Origin of the sequence: Nocardia sp. NPDC023852 (genome assembly GCF_040639505.1) — a bacterium.
In the GTDB taxonomy this organism is placed as follows: domain Bacteria; phylum Actinomycetota; class Actinomycetes; order Mycobacteriales; family Mycobacteriaceae; genus Nocardia.
Genome location: NZ_JBFAAB010000004.1, coordinates 108,178 through 126,948 on the forward strand (window position 1 = coordinate 108,178; position 18,771 = coordinate 126,948).

16 protein-coding genes are annotated in these 18,771 nt (G+C 65.2%); 8 read left to right on the plus strand and 8 right to left on the minus strand.

Going from position 1 to position 18,771, the window contains the following annotated elements:
- The first annotated feature begins 417 nt into the window (after positions 1–417).
- Positions 418–1,461 carry a CobW family GTP-binding protein gene (locus AB0H00_RS10000; RefSeq protein ID WP_357263780.1) on the plus strand — a complete coding sequence of 348 codons (1,044 nt, stop codon included), beginning with the start codon at positions 418–420 and terminating at the stop codon, positions 1,459–1,461.
- Here the strand turns inward: AB0H00_RS10000 and AB0H00_RS10005 are convergent.
- From AB0H00_RS10005 to glp, 3 genes are all read right to left on the minus strand, one after another.
- The gene (locus AB0H00_RS10005) at positions 1,458–1,889 is read right to left on the minus strand and encodes a molybdenum cofactor biosynthesis protein MoaE (RefSeq protein ID WP_357263783.1); all 432 of its coding nucleotides are present in this window, start codon (positions 1,887–1,889) and stop codon (positions 1,458–1,460) included. The two genes, AB0H00_RS10000 and AB0H00_RS10005, sit on opposite strands and share 4 nt — an antisense overlap.
- Complete coding sequence (gene moaCB, locus AB0H00_RS10010; protein ID WP_357263786.1) at positions 1,876–2,934, minus strand: bifunctional molybdenum cofactor biosynthesis protein MoaC/MoaB; 1,059 nt, start codon at positions 2,932–2,934, stop codon at positions 1,876–1,878. The genes AB0H00_RS10005 and moaCB overlap by 14 nt, the downstream gene beginning before the upstream one ends.
- Before the next feature lie 79 nt (positions 2,935–3,013).
- Entirely contained in the window at positions 3,014–4,261 is a 1,248-nt protein-coding gene (gene glp / locus AB0H00_RS10015; protein ID WP_357263789.1) for a gephyrin-like molybdotransferase Glp, read from the minus strand.
- A 173-nt stretch (positions 4,262–4,434) separates the two neighbouring features.
- On the opposite strand from glp, the gene moaA reads away from it, so the two are divergent.
- Both moaA and AB0H00_RS10025 read left to right on the plus strand, forming a co-directional pair.
- Positions 4,435–5,493, plus strand: coding sequence for a GTP 3',8-cyclase MoaA (gene moaA / locus AB0H00_RS10020; protein ID WP_357263792.1), 1,059 nt, complete (start codon positions 4,435–4,437; stop codon positions 5,491–5,493).
- Positions 5,486–5,728 (plus strand): MoaD/ThiS family protein, encoded by a 243-nt coding sequence (locus AB0H00_RS10025; RefSeq protein ID WP_357263795.1) that lies wholly within the window; start codon positions 5,486–5,488, stop codon positions 5,726–5,728. The genes moaA and AB0H00_RS10025 overlap by 8 nt, the downstream gene beginning before the upstream one ends.
- Positions 5,729–5,733: 5 nt before the next feature.
- Here AB0H00_RS10025 and nadE read toward each other — a convergent pair whose 3' ends face one another.
- Both nadE and AB0H00_RS10035 read right to left on the minus strand, forming a co-directional pair.
- The gene (nadE, locus tag AB0H00_RS10030) at positions 5,734–6,582 is read right to left on the minus strand and encodes an ammonia-dependent NAD(+) synthetase (RefSeq protein WP_357263798.1); all 849 of its coding nucleotides are present in this window, start codon (positions 6,580–6,582) and stop codon (positions 5,734–5,736) included.
- 22 nt (positions 6,583–6,604) lie between these two features.
- The gene (locus tag AB0H00_RS10035; RefSeq protein WP_357264365.1) at positions 6,605–7,201 is read right to left on the minus strand and encodes a helix-turn-helix domain-containing protein; all 597 of its coding nucleotides are present in this window, start codon (positions 7,199–7,201) and stop codon (positions 6,605–6,607) included.
- 150 nt (positions 7,202–7,351) lie between these two features.
- Here AB0H00_RS10035 and AB0H00_RS10040 point away from each other — a divergent pair, with 150 nt between their 5' ends.
- From AB0H00_RS10040 to AB0H00_RS10060, 5 genes are all read left to right on the plus strand, one after another.
- Positions 7,352–7,921 carry an NAD(P)H-dependent oxidoreductase gene (locus AB0H00_RS10040; protein ID WP_357263800.1) on the plus strand — a complete coding sequence of 190 codons (570 nt, stop codon included), beginning with the start codon at positions 7,352–7,354 and terminating at the stop codon, positions 7,919–7,921.
- A 458-nt stretch (positions 7,922–8,379) separates the two neighbouring features.
- Positions 8,380–8,613, plus strand: coding sequence for a glutaredoxin-like protein NrdH (gene nrdH / locus AB0H00_RS10045; protein WP_357263803.1), 234 nt, complete (start codon positions 8,380–8,382; stop codon positions 8,611–8,613).
- Positions 8,614–8,685: 72 nt separating this feature from the next.
- Positions 8,686–9,147, plus strand: coding sequence for a class Ib ribonucleoside-diphosphate reductase assembly flavoprotein NrdI (gene nrdI / locus AB0H00_RS10050; RefSeq protein ID WP_357263806.1), 462 nt, complete (start codon positions 8,686–8,688; stop codon positions 9,145–9,147).
- Between the two features lie 62 nt (positions 9,148–9,209).
- Positions 9,210–11,291, plus strand: a complete 2,082-nt coding sequence (nrdE, locus tag AB0H00_RS10055; protein WP_357264368.1) for a class 1b ribonucleoside-diphosphate reductase subunit alpha — start codon at positions 9,210–9,212, stop codon at positions 11,289–11,291.
- A gap of 220 nt (positions 11,292–11,511) precedes the next feature.
- Positions 11,512–12,063 (plus strand): hypothetical protein, encoded by a 552-nt coding sequence (locus tag AB0H00_RS10060; protein ID WP_357263809.1) that lies wholly within the window; start codon positions 11,512–11,514, stop codon positions 12,061–12,063.
- Between the two features lie 613 nt (positions 12,064–12,676).
- Here AB0H00_RS10060 and AB0H00_RS10065 read toward each other — a convergent pair.
- The 3 genes from AB0H00_RS10065 to AB0H00_RS10075 form a co-directional block, all read right to left on the minus strand.
- Positions 12,677–15,505: an AAA family ATPase gene (locus AB0H00_RS10065; RefSeq protein ID WP_357263812.1), complete on the minus strand. Its 2,829-nt coding sequence runs from the start codon at positions 15,503–15,505 to the stop codon at positions 12,677–12,679.
- Positions 15,506–16,188: 683 nt separating this feature from the next.
- A complete protein-coding gene (locus AB0H00_RS10070; protein ID WP_357263815.1) occupies positions 16,189–16,473 on the minus strand; it encodes a hypothetical protein in 285 nt (94 codons plus the stop codon).
- Between the two features lie 853 nt (positions 16,474–17,326).
- Positions 17,327–18,400 carry a T3SS effector HopA1 family protein gene (locus AB0H00_RS10075; protein WP_357263818.1) on the minus strand — a complete coding sequence of 358 codons (1,074 nt, stop codon included), beginning with the start codon at positions 18,398–18,400 and terminating at the stop codon, positions 17,327–17,329.
- Between the last annotated feature and the right edge of the window lie 371 nt (positions 18,401–18,771).

Consider the following 18,771-nt stretch of genomic DNA (forward strand, 5'->3'; position numbering starts at 1 on the left):
GCCGCAGTCTCAGGTTGTTCCTGGTGGGCCGCAGTCTCAGGTTGTTCCTGGTGGGCCGCAGTCTCAGGTTGTTCCTGGTGGGCCGCAGTCTCAGGTTGTTCCTGGTGGGCCGCAGTCTCAGGTCGTCCCTGGTGGGCCCCAGTCTCAAAGCACGCCCGGTACTCCGCAGTGGACTGGCCCCGAAGGGAGCACCGGTGGCAAGGTCGTGGAGCTGCTGATGTCGCTGGCGAGGTCGCTCGGCATAGACACCACCGTCATCACCCCGGAGCTGGTCACTCTGGCCGACACCCTGTTGGGCATGCTGCACGGCCCCTCGAAATAGTCCGCACACCGAACCCCACCGACGCCATCCTCGCCACATCGAGGGTGGCGTCCGGCTTTGCGGGTGGCAGCGCGCCGCACAGTAGGCTGAGCGGAATGGCTGACCGGATTCCTGTTGTGCTCGTCGCGGGGTTTCTCGGCTCCGGGAAGACGACCATGCTCAACCATTTGCTGCGCGACAACCGGGGAACCCGGATCGGGGTGGTTGTCAACGACTTCGGGGCAATCAACATCGACTCGATGCTGGTGGCCGGGCAGGTCGACGCCATGGTCTCGCTGGGAAACGGCTGTGTTTGCTGCGCGGTCGACGTCACCGAACTAGACGAGCTGTTCAGCCGGCTCGCGCAGCCACGCGCCAAGATCGATGTGATCGTGGTGGAGGCCAGTGGCCTCGCCGAGCCGCGCAACCTCATCCGGATGGTGGTCGGCAGCGACAATCCGCGGATCCGCTACGGCGGATTGGTCGAAGTGGTGGACGCCGAACAGTTTCCGCACAGTAGCGCACGTCATCCCGAGCTGGTCACGCATCTGCGGCTGGCCGATCTGGTGGTGGTGAACAAGGCCGACCGGGTACCGGCCCAGCAGCTGGCCCGGCTTCGGAACCACATCGCGGAGCTCGTCGGCCCGGTGCCGGTGTACGCGACCACGCACGGCCGGATCGATCCGGGACTGCTGTTCGACGAACCGCTGCGCGAAATGCGGCGGGTGGCCGAACAATTGAGTTTCGACGAACTCCTCGCCGAGCACAACAACGACGCGGATCACGACCACGCCGACCACCGGCATCTGCATGACGAGTACACCAGCGTCTCGTTCACCAGTACGCGAGAGCTGGACCCGCGCAGGTTGATCGGCTTCCTGGAGAACCCGCCGTCAGGTCTGTACCGGGTCAAGGGCTTCGCGGCGTTCGGCGTCGCGGACGAACGCAGAAAGTTCGTCTTGCACATGGTCGGCCGCCACATCGTCTTCGAGCCGGGCAGCTGGGCGCGGGGTGAATCTCGCGGCACGCAGCTGGTGCTCATCGGGGCGGGTCTGCACGCCGACGCCGCCCTGGCACGCCTGCGCGACACCGTGCATGCCGCCGCCTGTCCGCTCGATCCGCAGACAATGCTCGGCATCTGGCGCCACACGCCGCACTAGCAGGCGTTCACCCATTCCGACAAACCGTCGGCGAACAGTTGACGCTTCCAGATCGGCACTTCGTGTTTGATCCGATCCACCAATTCCGCGCACGCGGCGAACGCCTCGGCGCGGTGTGCGGCCGCGACCGCGACGACGATCGCGAGGTCGCCGATGGTGAGCTCGCCGACGCGGTGCACCGCCGCGACGGGCAGGCCGCGGGAGGCGGCCAGTTCCGCGCACACTGTGCGCAGGAACCGCTCCGCCTGCGGGTGCGCGGAGTATTCCAAGGCCGAAACCGCCTGTCCGCCATCGTGGTCGCGGACCTTGCCGGTGAACAGCACGACCGCGCCGTAATGCGGTCCGGTCACGGCCGCATCGACCTCGGCGGGGTCGAGCGCCCGGTCGCTGATCCGGGCGAGCCGGACGGTCGCCTCAGCTGTTGTCATGATTGCCGCCTCCGGCCGCTTGTGCGAGTAAATGAATCAGCAGCGGTTCCAGCACCGCGATGCCGTCCTTGACGCCGCCGGGCGATCCGGGCAGGTTCACGATGACCGAGCGGCCCGCGAGCCCGGCCACGCCCCGGCTCAGGGCGGCGAGCGGGAACTCGGCGGTGCCGCGCTGCCGGATGGCCTCCGCCACGCCGGGCAGTTCACGGTCGAGTACCGCGAGGGTGGCTTCCGGGGTGGCGTCGGTCGGGGAGGCGCCGGTTCCCCCCGTGGTGATTACCAGCGCGGGCGCGAAGCGCAGCGCGTCGGCCAAGCCGACCGCGATCTCGGCATCCGCGTAGACCAGCGGTCCGCGCACCGAGAAGCCAAGGCCGGCAAGCCATTCCGCGAGGACGGGGCCGGTGGTGTCGACACGTATGCCCGCCGCGACACCCGTGGAGGCGACGAGGACCACGGCCGAGCGGGATTCCTCGTCGAGTGCCCGGTCGATCCGCTCGTCCGTGTCGGAAAGTTCACCGGCCGAAGGTTTTTCGTCATCGAGTAGCCGATCAGGGGTCTCGCTCGGCGCTCCGGCGGCGGGACGCTCCCAATGCCCGTGCTTGCCGCCCTCTTTGGTGAGCAACCGTACCGCGTCGAGCGTTGCCGCCGGGTCGACCGCCTTCACCATGTCGTGCAGGGTGAGCCCGGCGACCGCGACGGCCGTCAGCGCCTCCATCTCGACACCGGTGGGGCCCTTGGTCTTCGCGGTGGCCTCGATCGTTATCGCGGTCTCGGTGAAACCGAACTCGACCCGCACCGAGGACAGCGCCAGCTGGTGGCACAGCGGAATCAGTTCGGAGGTCTTCTTCGCGCCCGCTATGCCCGCGATGCGCGCGGTGGACAGCACGTCCGCCTTCGGCAGGTCGTCGGCCCGCACCAGCGCGACCACCTCGGCGGTGGTCCGCAGTTCGCCCGCTGCGACGGCGATCCGGGTGGTGTCGGTCTTCGCGCTCACATCGACCATGCGGGCGCGTCCTTCCCGGTCGACATGCGACAGCTCGCTCATGTCTCCGCCTCGCCGGCGCTCGGCTCCGCCATGACCGAGCGATGCTCGGCTGCGCCTATTGTTCGCTCGCTGCGCTCGCTCATAGTGACCACACTCGCACAGTCGCGCCCGCAGGCAACGTGGAGACCTCGGCAGGTACGTCGATCAGCGCGTCGGCCCACGCCATGCTCGCCACCAGGTGCGAGCCGGGCCCGGACACCACCTCGACCGCGATCGGATGTCGGAGCCGCCCGGGAGGTTCCCCGGACTGTCCGCGGATCAGCTTGCCGCGTAGGAACTGCCGCTTGCCCACCGGCGAGCGAGGCACGGCGGTGCGCAGCGGTAGCTCGTAGGTCTCGACTGCGGCCAGGCCTGCGAGGCGGCGCAGGATCGGGCGCGCGAACACCTCGAACGACACCATCGTGCTGACCGGGTTGCCCGGGAAGCTGAGCACCGGCACGCCGCCGACGACGGTCAGCCCCTGCGGTCCGCCCGGCTGCATCGCGACCGAGCCGAACTGCCCGCCGAGCGGCTCGAGCACCTCCTTCACCACCTCGAAGTCACCCTGGGATACACCACCGGAGGTGAACACCACATCGGCCGCGCTCGTCGCCGCGGACAGCAGCGTGCGAAAGCGCGCAGGATCGTCGGTGCTGTGCGAGACCGAGACGACGGTGACGCCGTTCGCCGCTAGCGCCGCGGCCAGGGCGGTGCCGTTGGAGTTGTAGATCTGCCCGGGTCGCAGCATGGTTCCCGCCGCGACCAGTTCGTCGCCGGTGGTGATGACGGCGGCGCGTACCGCGGCGAACACCGCCACCATCGGGAGCCCGACCGCGGCCAGCGCCGCGATGTGCCGGGGGGCCAGCGCGGTCCCCGCGGTGGCCAGCAGGTCTCCGGCCCGCACGTCGGTGCCTGGTTCGCGCACATATTCGCCTGCGTTGCGGCCGCGTTCGACGGTCACCGTATCGCCGTCGGCGTGCGTGTCCTCCACCGGAATCACGCAGTCCGCGCCCGGCGGGAGGGGGGCGCCGGTCATCACCTTCACGGCCGAGCCGGGCGGCAGCGGCGTCCGGCCGGGAGCACCCGCCGCGACCACACCTACCAGCGGTAGCGTCACCGGCGCGAGCACTACCGACTCGGCGCGCACCGCGTACCCGTCCATCGCCGAGTTGCGGAACACCGGAAGATCGATCGGCGACCGGACGTCGTCGGCCAGCTGCCTGCCCAACGCCTCCGGCACCGGGACGGACTCGACCGCGCGCGCGGCCAGCGGCCGCAACAGCTGTTCGATACTGTCGCGGTAGTCGTCGACGGGCCGGGTCGAGACGCTGGCGGGCCGAGGGTTCATGCAAGTCAGCCTAACGCCGTATGCCAGGGACTTTCCGCCTCTGGCGACCGGCAGCGGCCCGGTGAGCCGGAGGTGCCAGTCGGTGCGAAGCGCACACTCGCGGCCCCGCTACGGTGAGCGATTTCGGTACCTTGCGCCGCAGACGATTCCCGGCGGGCCGTCATAATGGAGGTGTGACTCTGGTCGAGGTCGGGATTCCCGCCGTGCGTTCGGGGCGTCCCTCGCTCGACGGCCGCCCCGACACCCCTTACTTGCTGGATCGGTTCGGACGCGTCGCCCGCGATCTGCGCGTCTCCATCACCGAGAAGTGCTCGCTGCGCTGTACCTACTGCATGCCGGAGGAGGGCCTGCCTGCGATTCCCCGACACGAGCTGCTCACCGCCGAGGAGATCGTGCGGCTGGTCGGCCTGGCGGTCCGCGAGCTGGGGGTGCGGGAGGTCCGGTTCACCGGCGGTGAGCCGCTCATGCGGCGCGACCTCGAGCAGATCATCGCCGGGTGCCACGAACAGGTGCCGCACATCCCGCTGGCCATGACGACCAACGGCGTCGGCCTGGAGCACCGCGTCCACGCGCTCGCCGCGGCAGGGTTGCACCGGGTGAACGTGTCGCTGGACACTGTCGACCGGGTCGGCTTCGCGCGGCTGACCAGGCGCGACCGCCTCGACTCCACGTTGGCGGGTATCCGCGCCGCACGGCAGGCCGGTCTGACCCCGGTCAAGGTGAACGCCGTGCTGATGCGCGAGACCCTCTCGGGCGCGTCGGATCTACTGCGGTGGTGCCTGGACGAGAGTTGCGAACTGCGGTTCATCGAGGAGATGCCGCTGGACGCCGATCACGAGTGGGCTCGGGCGAACATGGTCACCGCCGCCGAGCTGCTCGACGTGCTCGGCGCCCGCTTCGAACTCACCGCGGTGGGCCGTGCCGATCCATCGGCGCCCGCGGAGAAGTGGTCGGTCGACGGCGGTCCCGCGACCGTCGGCATCATCGCGACGGTCACCCGCAAGTTCTGCGACACCTGCGACCGCACCCGGCTCACCGCGGACGGCATGCTGCGCTCCTGCCTGTTCAGCGATCAGGAGTTCGACCTGCGCCAGGCACTGCGTTCCGGCGCCGACGACGACGAGCTCGCAACCCTGTGGCGTGGTGCGATGTGGAACAAATGGGCAGGCCACGGTATCGACGCCGAAGGGTTCGTCCCCCCGGAACGGACGATGGGAGCCATCGGTGGTTGAGATCCGATACTTCGCCGCCATCGCCGACGCCGTGGGCAAGGACCGCGAGACCCTCGAGTTCCCGGCCGGCGCCACGATCGCCGACTTGCGTGCCACCCTGTCCGCCTCCTACGGCCCCGACTTGGACAAGATGCTGTCGGTCTGCGCCTACCTGATCGGCGACGAACTCACCCGCGACCTCGGTGTCGCGCTGAGCCCCCAGGTGGACGTGCTTCCGCCCTTCGCGGGCGGATAGGTCCCTTACCGGCTGGGAGACGCGCTGTAGGAACGCCACCAGGTGTCCAGCGGCGTGACCGGGACTGCGCGCTTGTGCCGGGTGCGCAGGAAGATCGCTTCGACTTTGGCCGCGACTTCCTGCGGCACTTCCTCGCCCTCGAGGTAGTCGTCGATTTCGCTGTACCGCAGACCGAGCGCTTCCTCGTCGGGCAGTGCAGGCCGGTCGTCCTCGAGATCAGCGGTGGGGACCTTGGACCAGATGCTGGCGGGTGCGCCCAGATCCTGCAGCAGCGCCGCGCCCTGACGCTTGGTCAGGCCGGTGAGCGGCGTCAGGTCGACGCCGCCGTCGCCGTACTTGGTGAAGAAGCCGCTGACCGCCTCTGCCGCGTGGTCGGTACCGACGACCAGCAGGTTCTCCTGGCCGGCCAGCGCGTACTGGATCACCATGCGCTCGCGGGCTTTGATGTTGCCCCGCACGAAATCACGCAGCTCGTCCGCCTGAAGCGCCGCCGCCGCCTCGGCGGCCACCGCGTTCGCGCCGGGGCGGACGTTCACCGTGACGGACCGATCCGGCTGGATGAATTCCAGCGCGATCCGGGCGTCGGCCTCGTCGGCCTGCACGCCGTAGGGCAGCCGGACGGCTAGGAAGGTCGCCTCCACGCTGTCGGCGCGCAGCTCCTCGACCGCGAGCTGGCAGAGCCGTCCGGTGAGGGCGCTGTCCTGCCCTCCACTGATGCCGAGGACGAAGCCGCGTGCGGGAGTGGCGTTCAGATAATCCTTGAGGAAATCGACCCGGCGCCGCACCTCGGTCTTCGGTTCGATGCTCGACTGGACGCCCAATTCGGTGATGATCTGTTCGCGCAGGTTCCGCATGGCGCTCGAGTCTACTGGCGATTCACCTGGTGACAACGCGCCGAACGAAGGCCTCCCAGTTGTCGCCGATCTGCTCGCGGGTGTAGCCCAGGACGTGCATCTGGTGCATGACGAGCGCCGCGCTGAGTATCGCCAGCAACGAGTCGACGATCAGCGGAATCTCTCCCTGCGCGTCGGCCTGGCGCAGCAGCATGGCCACGTGGGCGCGCAGCAGTCCGTAGGGCGCGCCGGAATAGCGGTCCCCGGCCTCGCCGATCTCGGCCGCGCGGTGTAGCTCGCCTTCCACCTCTAGATGTAGCAGCCGCTCCCGCCCGAAGGCCACCAGCCGTTCGACCGGTGGCGCGCCGGGGCCGAGCGGCGGCGGCCCGAACATGAACGCTTCCTGGTTCTTCCGCTCCGAGTGATCCAGCAGCGCGTGCATCAGGCCCGACCTGCTGCCGAACCGGCGGAACACCGTACCCTTGCCGACTCCGGCGCGCTTGGCCAGCGCGTCCATGGTGAGGCTGTCGACGCCATGCTCGCGGACCAGCTCGTGTGCTGCGTCCAGGAGGAGCTGCCGGTTGCGCGCCGCGTCCGCGCGCTCGGTGGGCCCCACCGTGCCGGGCAGCGGAGTGCCGATGCCGAGCAGTCGGCGCTCGCCGGGCGCCGATGTGTCGGATGTGGGGTAGTTCACAGCGCTCACGCAGACTCCGCGGGAAGTAATCGGACCGTGGTCCGGTTGATGTGTGATGAACGTTCGGGCAGCACATTCAGTACACCAGGAGTCCTCATGAGTCAGACCCGCATCCTCGCACTTGTCGGCAGCCTCCGCGCCGCCTCGGTCAATCGCCGGCTCGCCGAGGCCGCCGCGCAGACCGCCCCAGAGGGCGGCGAGGTCACCATTTATGAAGGTCTCGGCGATATCCCGTTCTACAACGAAGACATCGATGTCCCCGGTTCCGTCCCCGCCGCCGCCCAGGCGCTGCGCGACGCGGTCGCCGCGGCCGACGGTCTGCTCGTGGTGACTCCGGAATACAACGGCACGCTGTCGGCGGTGCTGAAGAACGCCATCGACTGGGCCTCGCGCCCGTACGGCGCGGGCGCGATCAAGGGCAAGTCTTCCGCTGTCGTCAGCGCGTCGATCAGCCCGAACGCCGCCCAGTGGGCGCACGGTGACGCGGTCAAGGCGCTCGGCGTCGCCGGCGCGCGCGTGGTGGAGTCCGCGCACCTGCACTTCGGCGTCGTCGGCGAGCGGTTCGGTGCCGTACACCCGCGCGAGGATGCCCAGGCGCTGACCGAGCTGGCGGCCACCGTGCGTGAACTGGTCGGGGCGGCGCGTGGCGAATTGGCGTCCGTGTAAGCTCCACGTCCGGTCTCGAGAGAGGGTCACCGCTGCCGGAGTAGCGGTGACCCTCTCCGTTTGCCGTACGGTTTGCTGAAAGTAAGCTACGTGGCCGAATTGTGATCTGTGCCACTGTTGTGTCGGGTTGCGAATCGGGCGGCCTGGTACTTCTCCGGTTGAAATTCCATCCGTGTGACTCGCTACATGTCGTGTTGGATGAATCTGTCGGCCACTAGGTGTAGTGTCTTCGGTACTGGAAGACGGCACGAAACCTCGCTCCGAACGAGTCGGCCACACATGGCTGATCAGGGGATTCGAGACCGGATCCAGAAGTTTGCGCAGCATACGTCGGACGTGCATCGCTAGCGACCGTGCAGGTCGCTCGAAACGATCGGCTAGCGACTGCGTGCGGGTCGCTCGAAACGATCGGCATACGGATCACAGGCTGTGGATCACAAGGAGAGAGGGGACAATCAATGACCGTCACCGTGTACACCAAGCCCGCTTGCGTCCAGTGCAACGCCACCTACAAGGCCCTCGACAAGGCCGGTGTGGACTACGAGGTCGTCGACATCTCCATGAGCGACGAGGCACGCGATTACGTCATGGCCCTCGGATACCTACAGGCGCCGGTCGTGGTGGCCGGTGATGAGCACTGGTCCGGCTTCCGGCCCGACCGCATCAAGTCGCTCGCCACCGTGGCGGCCTGACCGCTTCCGTTTCGTCCGCGGGCGAATGCCGGACGGTTCACTGTCCGGTACTCCTGAGAGGAGGAGTCGACCATGTCCGAAGGGACGGCACTGGTCTACTTCTCCAGCGCCTCGGAGAACACACATCGTTTCGTCGAGAAGCTGGGTCTCCCGGCGACTCGCATACCACTGCACACCGCCGATTCGCTGCGCGTAGACGAACCGTACGTGCTGATCGTCCCCACCTACGGGGGCGGTCGGCACGTACTGGGGGGCCACCGGTCCGACAAGGATTTCGTGCCGCGGCAGGTCGCCAAGTTTCTCAACGATCCGCACAACCGCGCGCTGCTGCGCGGTGTCGTCGCAGCGGGTAACACGAACTTCGGCGATACCTATTGCTTTGCGGGCGAGGTGATCTCGCGCAAGTGCGGGGTGCCGTACCTGTATCGCTTCGAACTCATGGGAACCGCTGAGGACGTCGAACGCGTCCGCGAGGGATTGGGATTGTTTTGGCAACAGCAACGACAGCGCCGGCCGGAAAAACAGCTCGCTTAGAGCAGCCTCCGGTCCGCGGCGGCGAAGCGGGCGAGGTACTGGACTACCACGCCCTCAACGCGATGCTGAACCTGTACGGCCCGAACGGCGAGATCCAGTTCGACAAGGACCGCGAAGCCGCTCACCAGTACTTTTTGCAGCACGTCAATCAGAACACCGTCTTCTTCCACAATCTGGACGAGAAGCTGGACTACCTGATCGATGAGAACTACTACGAGGCAGAAGTTCTCGATCAGTACAGCCGCGGGTTCATCAAGAAGCTGTTCAAGCAGGCGTACGCCAAGAAGTTCCGGTTCCCGACCTTCCTGGGCGCGTTCAAGTACTACACCTCGTACACGTTGAAGACCTTCGACGGTAAGCGCTACCTGGAGCGGTTCGAGGACCGGGTGTGCATGGTCGGGCTCACCCTCGCCGCCGGTGACGAGACGCTGGCGAGCAAGTTGGTCGACGAGATCATCGACGGCCGTTTCCAGCCAGCCACCCCGACCTTCCTCAACTCGGGCAAGAAGCAGCGCGGCGAGCCGGTCTCATGTTTCCTCCTTCGCATCGAGGACAACATGGAGTCCATCGGGCGCTCGATCAACTCGGCGCTGCAGCTGTCCAAGCGCGGCGGCGGTGTGGCATTGCTGCTGAGCAACATTCGCGAACACGGCGCGCCGATCAAGAAGATCGAGAACCAGAGCTCGGGTGTCATCCCGATCATGAAGCTGTTGGAGGACTCGTTCTCCTACGCCAACCAACTCGGCGCGCGGCAGGGTGCCGGCGCGGTGTATTTGCACGCACACCACCCGGACATCTACCGGTTCCTGGACACCAAGCGGGAGAACGCGGACGAGAAGATCCGCATCAAGACTCTCTCGCTCGGCGTGGTGATACCGGACATCACCTTCGAGCTGGCGAAGAAGAACGAGGACATGTACCTGTTCTCGCCCTACGACGCGGAGCGGATCTACGGCAAGCCATTCGCCGACATCGACGTCACCGAGAAGTACTACGAGATGGTCGACGACAAGCGCATCCGCAAGTCGAAGATCAAGGCGCGCGAGTTCTTCCAGACCATTGCCGAGCTGCAGTTCGAATCCGGCTACCCGTACATCATGTTCGAGGACACCGTGAACCGGTCCAACCCGATCGCGGGCAAGATCACGCACTCGAACCTGTGCTCGGAAATCCTCCAGGTGTCCACGCCGTCGGAGTTCAACGACGACCTGTCCTACTCGAAGGTGGGCAAGGACATCTCGTGCAACCTCGGCTCGCTGAACATCGCCAAGACAATGGACTCACCCGACTTCGCGCAGACCATCGAGGTGGCCATCCGGGCGCTGACCGCGGTATCGGACCAGACCCATATCTACTCGGTGCCGTCGATCGAGCAGGGCAACAACTCCTCGCACGCCATCGGACTCGGGCAGATGAACCTGCACGGCTACCTGGCCCGCGAGCGGGTGCGCTACGGCTCCGAAGAAGGTATCGACTTCACCGACATCTACTTCTACACCGTTGTCTACCACGCGGTCCGGGCCTCCAACCTGATCGCGAAGGAGCGCGGCACCTACTTCGGCGGGTTCCCCGAATCGAAATACGCCAGCGGTGAGTACTTCGACAAGTACACCGAACAGGTGTGGGAGCCGAAGACCGAACGGGTCCGTCAGCTCTTCGCCGACGCGGGCGTGCGGATCCCGACCCAGGACGACTGGCGTGAGCTGAAGGCCTCGGTCATGGCGCACGGCATCTACAACCAGAACCTGCAGGCGGTGCCGCCGACCGGCTCGATCTCCTACATCAACCACTCCACCAGCTCCATCCACCCGGTGGCGTCGAAGATCGAGATCCGCAAGGAAGGCAAGATCGGCCGCGTCTACTACCCGGCGCCCTACATGGACAACGACAACCTCGAGTACTACGAGGACGCCTACGACATCGGCTACGAGAAAATCATCGACACCTACGCCGCGGCAACCAAACATGTGGACCAAGGCCTGTCGCTGACGCTGTTCTTCAAAGACACCGCTACCACCCGCGACCTGAACCGCGCCCAGATCTACGCCTGGCGCAAGGGCATCAAGACCCTGTACTACATTCGCCTGCGCCAAATGGCTTTGGAGGGTACCGAAGTCGAGGGCTGCGTGTCCTGCATGCTGTAGTTGTGCCATCGACTAGGCGGCCTTCCACATGCGGGGAGGCCGCCCTATTCGCATTTCCCGGGCCCTGAATGCGGGCGCTCGGAATCCTCGACTGGGATTCAGTATCCGGTGGGATCATCATGGGGATGCACCGCCGCGGGAGCTGTGGCCAGGCTGCCCGCGCGCTGGTTCGCACTTACCACTCGTTAAGGATCTCTAACACGCCATATGAAGGAGACGAATGAGCGACCTCGACGATATCCGCGACATTCTTGGATTCGAACCATACCGTGGCGCGCCGATCGACTGGAAGGCGGCCAGCCAGGCTCTTGGAGCGAGAATCCCCAGCGACTTCCGGGATCTGATCGAGGCTACCGGTGCAGGCAAGATCGGCTACGACACACTCCTTCTGCAACCGTTCGCCATCAACGCGAACTACGATCAAATACGCCGCCACCAAAGACAGGTTCGCGACCTGGAGATCATCTGGGAAGACGAAAAAGACGACGACCCCGAAGAGCAGACCAAACCCTTGATTTTCGACGAACCCGGCATCCGTCCCATCCTGTGGGGTGCCTCGGGTTTGGGTTTCTACCTGTATTGGGTCGCCCGGAGCGACACCGACCCCGCCACGTGGCAGATCGCGGTGGAACCGGCGCGCGGCGGGCAGTGGGAATTCCACCCCGGAACAGCGACGAATCTGCTGCTGCGTCTGTTACGTGGAGAGGCGACCACCCTGTACTTGCAGAGTCTGCGAAATGCCGAACAGCATTCCTTCACTCCTGCCAGGTGAAAACGGTCACGAATGCCCAGGGCCGGAAACAGGCATCTTGGTCAGGTAAGTGAGGGGTCAGGATGTCCAGAGTCGCCGGCAAGGCAGGGGGCGCATCGTGTGCTCGACGTCGTCATCGACAAAGACTCTCATGCCACGGTTTCGCGCGGACTCCACGAATAATTCGGCGGCCGACCGTTCGGCTCTGTAATCCAACGGTGGGTATCCGTGGAATTCGACCCGTATGTGGCGTTGTTTATCAATCGGATTCATTGGGATTATCTCACTGATGAGGGCATGCTGAGCGGCGTGCGTCGCGGAAGGCCTGTCGCCTTCGCCATCCGTCATGACGTTCTCCCCCGCTCCGCGGCTCGTACACGAGTGGTTGTGCAGCTACCAACCTGCGCCTGTTGGTGCCGAGAAACATCCGCCATGAGACGTAGCATCAAGAATTTCTTTGCCGCCCCGTCACAGAACTTGTGTACGAAGCCACGCTGCTGGGCTCGGACAGCGAGCGCGGTGCCCATCACGCAGACCGGGGCCGGAGGCACCCGCCGGACCCGGCGTGAGGACTCACGATCGAGGGAATCCACAGGTCAGGTGTGGTTTCACGGTCTTGCCCGAAGTGCGGTCCTCAGACTTTGCCCGCGACCTCTATTGCCACCTGTACGCGAGAACTCAAACCGAGTTTGGCCAGGATGCTCGACACATGTGACTGCACCGTACGCCGGGACAGGAACATTCGGTCGGCGATATCCGAGTTCGACAGCCCCTGAGCCACCGAGTGGGCGACCTTCTGCTCGGTGGGAGTCAGCGCCGTCCACCCAGTTTTCGGCCGCCCGCGCGGACCACGCCTGCCGCGTCGGATCCCGTGCTGACGTAGCCGTGCCTCAGCTCGAGCAATATCCCACTCGGCGTCGAGGTCCCCGTACAGATCAATGGCGGAGTCCAAGGCCGATCGAGCCTCGGCCGTTCGGTCGGAGGTGGCGAGGACCACAGCGAGGTTCTCCTGCGCCTGGCCTTCGTACAACGGCCGGCCCGCGATCCGGAAGCACTCCGCGGCCTCCGCGAGCAGTTCCGGACGGCGGTCGGACAAGCCTCGGCACAGCAGTGCGGTGCCCCGCCTACTGGGCGTCGCCTGGCGCGTCACGAGCAGCTCGGCAGCCGCGGTAACCGCCGCCGCGATCTCGTTCGCGCCGCATGCCGCCGCCAGTCGCGCCACATCCGGGTAGACGATGTACAACGTGGAGGCGGTCAACCCCGCCGCGACTCGGCCATACATGCCCCACAAGATTTCCAACGCTTGGCCCGGTCGCCCTTGCGACTCGTGGGCCAGCGCCTGAACCAATGGTCGGAACTGTAGATAGCCTCGGCTACCCAACCGATCGTCCACGTCCGGAATCGTGTCGGGATCGCTGACGAACGTTCCTCGGTGCACCGCGATCAGCGCGGCTTGACTATGCGCGACATTGGCGTAGCCGAAGATGTCGGGCGCCTCCAGGCACGCGTGAATCTCGGCCAACCCATCCTCCCAGCGCCCCTCGAGATAGTTCAGTCGAGCACGGGCGAGCAGATTCGAGGCGAGATACACACCGCCGTGCGGTATCGCGACATTCAGTGCCTCATCCGCCTCGACGGATCGATCGAGTTCGATCAGACAGTGGACGAGCAATACGTAAGGATCGAACTGGTCCGAGTGGTCCTGACCCCGAATCCCCGTCTCGTAGGCGACCACGACCCGGTTGGCCAGTTCCCACGCGCGGTCCAGATACCCCTCGGTGTAGCGAAGCGCGCCGAGGGTGAGATAGCCGAATCCACTTGCCACCTTGTCATCGCAGGCGTCACCAACCGACACCGCGCGCGTCGCCGCCTCCTCGGCTGCGGCGAAGTCCTCGAGAAAGAAGGAAGTGAGGGCACGAAAGCCGTGGTGGCGACCCTGCTCCTGCTGAGAAAGACCTGGTTGGGCCAGAGTGGCCTCGGTAACGGCGACCGCCTCCCTGAGATTGCCCCGGCCGAAGCATGCCTGAGCCAGCAACCACCGCAATCCGTCCTCGCTCTCGCGGTCCGCGGAGGGTAGGGCCGCCAGAGCGTTTCGCGCAGCGGTTTCCGCCTCCTCTGCCCGGCCGCTCCACAGCAGCGCTTGGATGTGCCGCATCCGCACGATGTCTCGGTCGGCGGAATCGACGTTCGAGGTGGTCGCCGCACGTTCGAGCAGGCTGACGGCCAGCTCTGGAGCGCGAATGATCAACAGACCGGCCGCCCCGATCAACCACTCCAGACTGCGGTTGTCCAGTGGGCCCGAACCGGCGGTCAGACAGTTGGCGATACGTTCTACCGGGGCGTCCATCGAGATCAACACCTGCGCGGTCCGCAACTGCAGGCTGCGGCGGGTGGATTCCGGCACCTGGTCCGCCAACACCTGCCAAATCAGGTCGTGCCGAAAAGCTAGTTCTCCATTCGAGCGAATCAGGATCCCCGCGTCCATAGCTTCGCTGATGGCGTTCCAGATATCGATGACTGGGCCGCCCAATACTTCGGCGAGTTCCACCGCCTCCACCTGCGGGCCGAGCGCTGCCGCCACCGCAAGCACGCGTCTGGCAGCTTCGGACAGGAAGTCCAGCCGTTGCACGATCGCCTCGGACAGCGACGCCGGAAGCCGAGTCTGCCGAGATTCGTCGGAGGCGCCGCCATCGACGGAGGTCGCGATGCCGTCGACAATGGTGATTCTGGCCGCTCGGACCAGACCGGCCACGAGTTCGGTCACGTACAGCGGGTTGCCACCCGCGCCCGTCATCACCGCCGTCAGCTCAGGTCCGGGCTTGGCACCGAGCTGGTTTCGCACCAGGGCATCCACCTCGTTGCCGGCAAAGGGGCGAAGGTGCATCCGCTCCGCGCCCCGGTCATCGAGATCGCTCAGCAATCGGGACATGCTCGTCCCCCGGGGCAACGGGCGTGCCGCGAGCACCATCAACAAGGGAAGCTCCGAGACGATCTCCGCGATACTCCGCACTACAAGAAGGCTCGGCGGATCGGCCCACTGGAGATCGTCCAGGATCACCGCCACCGGCCCGTCGGCACACAGCCCTTCGACCAGCGCCAGTATGGCCTCGACAACCACGAACTCGTGGCTGATCGCCCCGTCGTCACGCACGCCCTCGCCCCGCAGCAGAGTGCGGACGCGCTCCGTCAGCGGGTGTTGCGTTCCCCGATCAGTCGGTAGGCAAGAACGCACCGCGGCGAAAGGAATGTGCTGTTCCAGCTCTCTGGCGGCACCCCGGAACACCTGCAAACCCCGCGATTCGGCCAGCTGCCCGGTGTGGTCCAGCAGGGTTGTCTTGCCGATACCGGGCTCGCCATCGACCCACACCATTGCGCCTCGGCCCGCCGCGGCGCGCTCGATGAGGACCGAGACCTGCCCCAGCTCGCTCACCCGACCGACGAATTGGGCAGTTGCTCGCCGCACCCCGCAAGTCTAGACCCCGCGAAACAAGGTACGGCGATCCAATCTGCGTCCGCCCCACGAGTAGCCGCGTCGCGCACTGCCGATGTTCTCCGCCAAGGGAGGGATATTTATCCGCACTCGGCCCTATGGCGAGCGCCGCGTGGCGGTTTTCCTGACTGATTCGTCAACGGGAACCGGTTGATCGATATTCAGAAGCGGGCCGGCGTCGATCGAATGGGTGGGCAATGTGAATCGGGACTGACGAAGCCGTACTACTTCGCGCTCGAAGAGGTCGGTGCCGGAGGTGTCGTAGGCGGCTGCGGGGGAAGTTGAGGATTGCTTGACGTCCTCGCTGCCCTGAGGGTGGCGATTCCTTCCAGCGCTGTGCGGTGCTCTGGGAAGGTTCCTGCTTCGCCGCGCTGCGCCGGAACGGATTCCGGTCTTACCTGCGCTCCACATTCGTCTCTCTGCCCGTCCGGCCGCGCGAATGTTCTTCGCGGCGTTGAGTTCCCGGTCGTGGACCACGCCGCAGGGGCATTGCAGGTGCGCACCGACAGCGTTTCCGACCGTCCACCTGCCCGCGCTCCGAGCGCAACTGCGACAACGAGAACAGCCGACTCACCCGCACGAAGCTGCGCCCGTACCGGGTGGCCTTCTCTTCGGGCAGACGTAGGAAAGCTTAGCCTCCAGCCACCGGTCCAGCATCAATCCTCTTCCTCGAGCATTGCTTGGCCCTCGGCGTAGTGGTTCAGCATCATAGGCACGATCGATGCTCGCAGCTCGCGCGGCCATTCCGGGTGGGCGACCTGGTCCAGCAGCCATCCGATATCTTGCACGTCGAGACGAGCAACCGCGAAGTACAGGATGTCCTCCTCGAATATCTCCGGATGTTCGGCAGGGTTGAACTCTTCGCGCAGAAACCTGGTCACGATATCCCGTGCTGCGGCGATCTTCTGTTGATAGTCATTGTCGGCCTGCTCGCTCGACATGTGTCACCACACCTTTTCGTGTCTCGGGGCGTGATCTGTCGGGATCACGAGATGTGTTCCCAAGTGGCGTTCTTCACCACGTAAATGCATGCCGACCCCGTGCCGTACGATGCCGTCATCAACAACGAGGTCGGCATCGTCACCCTCTTCGACCAGCCTGCCGCTGACCTCGAACGCAGCGTATCGATCGTTCTCACTCCATTCTGTGAGCCCAGCGATGTAGGCATCGGCCCCCGCCGCAGTGTAGAATGGCGCCGGCCATCGCATTGTCGGCTATCCCGAAAAGGTTGACCTCGTCGACATATCCGGATAGATTCAAAGCACTCCCTCAATATAGCGTTGAGTTCGGCCGCGTACCTCTCCCCTCTCGCGAGAGGGCGTCGCCCACCTTGTATACCGGCGGCAATTCTGGCATTTTCTATTTCATTTCGGTATGCATCGAATATCTGGGGCATAATTTCCCGCGCCTCTTTGCGTGCTCTTGCCAGCGCCTTCTCGGCATTCTTGACCTTTGAAGCGCCTCCTTTGCGACAGGGGGTCTGTCTGTCGCTCGGGGTATCTCGGGTCTGCGTCAGCAATCGATCCGAACTACCGCAATTCCTTTCGGAGCATATTAACCAATTCGTTGGCGGCCTTACCTGCGGCAAAGGTCCGCTCTGCCTCGACGATAGTCGGTGGGCTACAGGGTCGTCGAACGCGAGGTTCATGGGTGGCATGTTTTCTAATCCGAAATTCACCTTGGCGAGACCAATGCATCCCATGTTTATGAATCTCGTTCCTGCGGTGTTAGCTTTCGGTCAAAATGATTCTCATATATCGCGATAGGCTCCTCCTTGCCGTAGAAATAATGCACCTATCCGTCCGGAGGGGTTGGTGGTGTTCGACCACCATTATCAGTACGTGGCGTACCTTCCTCCTCTTCACGCGGATGCGCCTCCTCTTCTTCGCGGGGGCGGGGTGGTGTCTCATCTCCGCGAGGCGGTCGGCCGCTCGGACTGGCGGCTTCTTCGTGGCCGTCGGGTTGTTCGCGGGGCTCGGGACGTGACCAAGGTGTAGCAGCGGGCTCCCGCTCCGCGGGCGCAGGCCGAGGGCTGGAAAACGGTTCCGGCGCGGGTTCACCGGGCCGCGTACTGTGATTCAGATACGGCAGCTGCGGATCTACTCCGGTCTCGCGCAGGCGGGCGAGGGCGTTGGCGTGGAAATCCGCGAAACTGCCATTGTTGTTCCGCGTGGATCGCAACGCCTCGCTCAGGGCTTCCGATCGGATCGAGCCGAAACTCGTTCCGTATTGGAGGGGTTCGGCGCCGATGGAAACTCCTTCCATGACCTGATGGGTCATGGCGGGTACGTCCCACATGAATGCATCGGGGTGCTGCTGTCGATATTCACCCAGCCATTCGACCACCCGGCGGACATCCGCCATGTCCTTCATGTAGATCACGATGCCGTCCGATCTCATCGACCGCGGACCGGCAATCTTCGCACTGTGGATACTGGGGAAACAGCTGGGATCATCGACGATGTCGCGGACGATGCCACGCATCAGAGTAGGTGCCCCATCTCCACGAGGATTAACGTAAACGCGGTAGTTGACATCCGGAACGGCGCTGGCTCGTCCGTAATGGACGAAACCAATGTCGTCGGGGTTTATATTCCGGGCGCTGCGGTGATTGAGGACAGGCGGATCACCCCCTTGAATGAAGGCGTTCTGAAACTTGTGTGGTCGATGGTCGAGAACGCCCGCGAGTTCCCGGACATAGGAACGTGGGTTGGTGACCATATTCGGCTCGGTCGACGCATGGTACTGGTGGTAGACATCCCGTTGATCTCTGATGGACTCCTGGTCGTCCCAAATGTGACGGAGAAACCCGTCGAGACTTTCGCGAGACAGATCCGGCGGATTGACGCCATTCTCTCGATAGGACATCTCACGCAACGCGACGATATCGTCGAACGACGTTCCCGGCCGGAGCGCCTCCCTGAGCTCCTCGATCGTCTGTGGCCTGTCGAGTACCCCTGGGAAGTCCGCTTCGGCGCGCGCGAGGATTTCCGCTTCCGTCAGAGACCTGGCGGCGGCGTGCGGTGCCTCTGCCGGAGGTACGGGGTCGCCGTCGTGCGCCCGCTCGGGGGTTTCCTCGCGGGGTCGCGGTTCTTCGCGGGGTGGGGTTGTTTCTTCGCGGGGGCGGGGTCTGGGTTCTTCGCGGGGTGGGGTTGTTTCTTCGTGGGGCCGGGCTGCCGCATCCTCGCCTGGCTGGGTCACCACGTCGCGTAGCCGGGCTGCGGCGTCGTGGCCTGGTT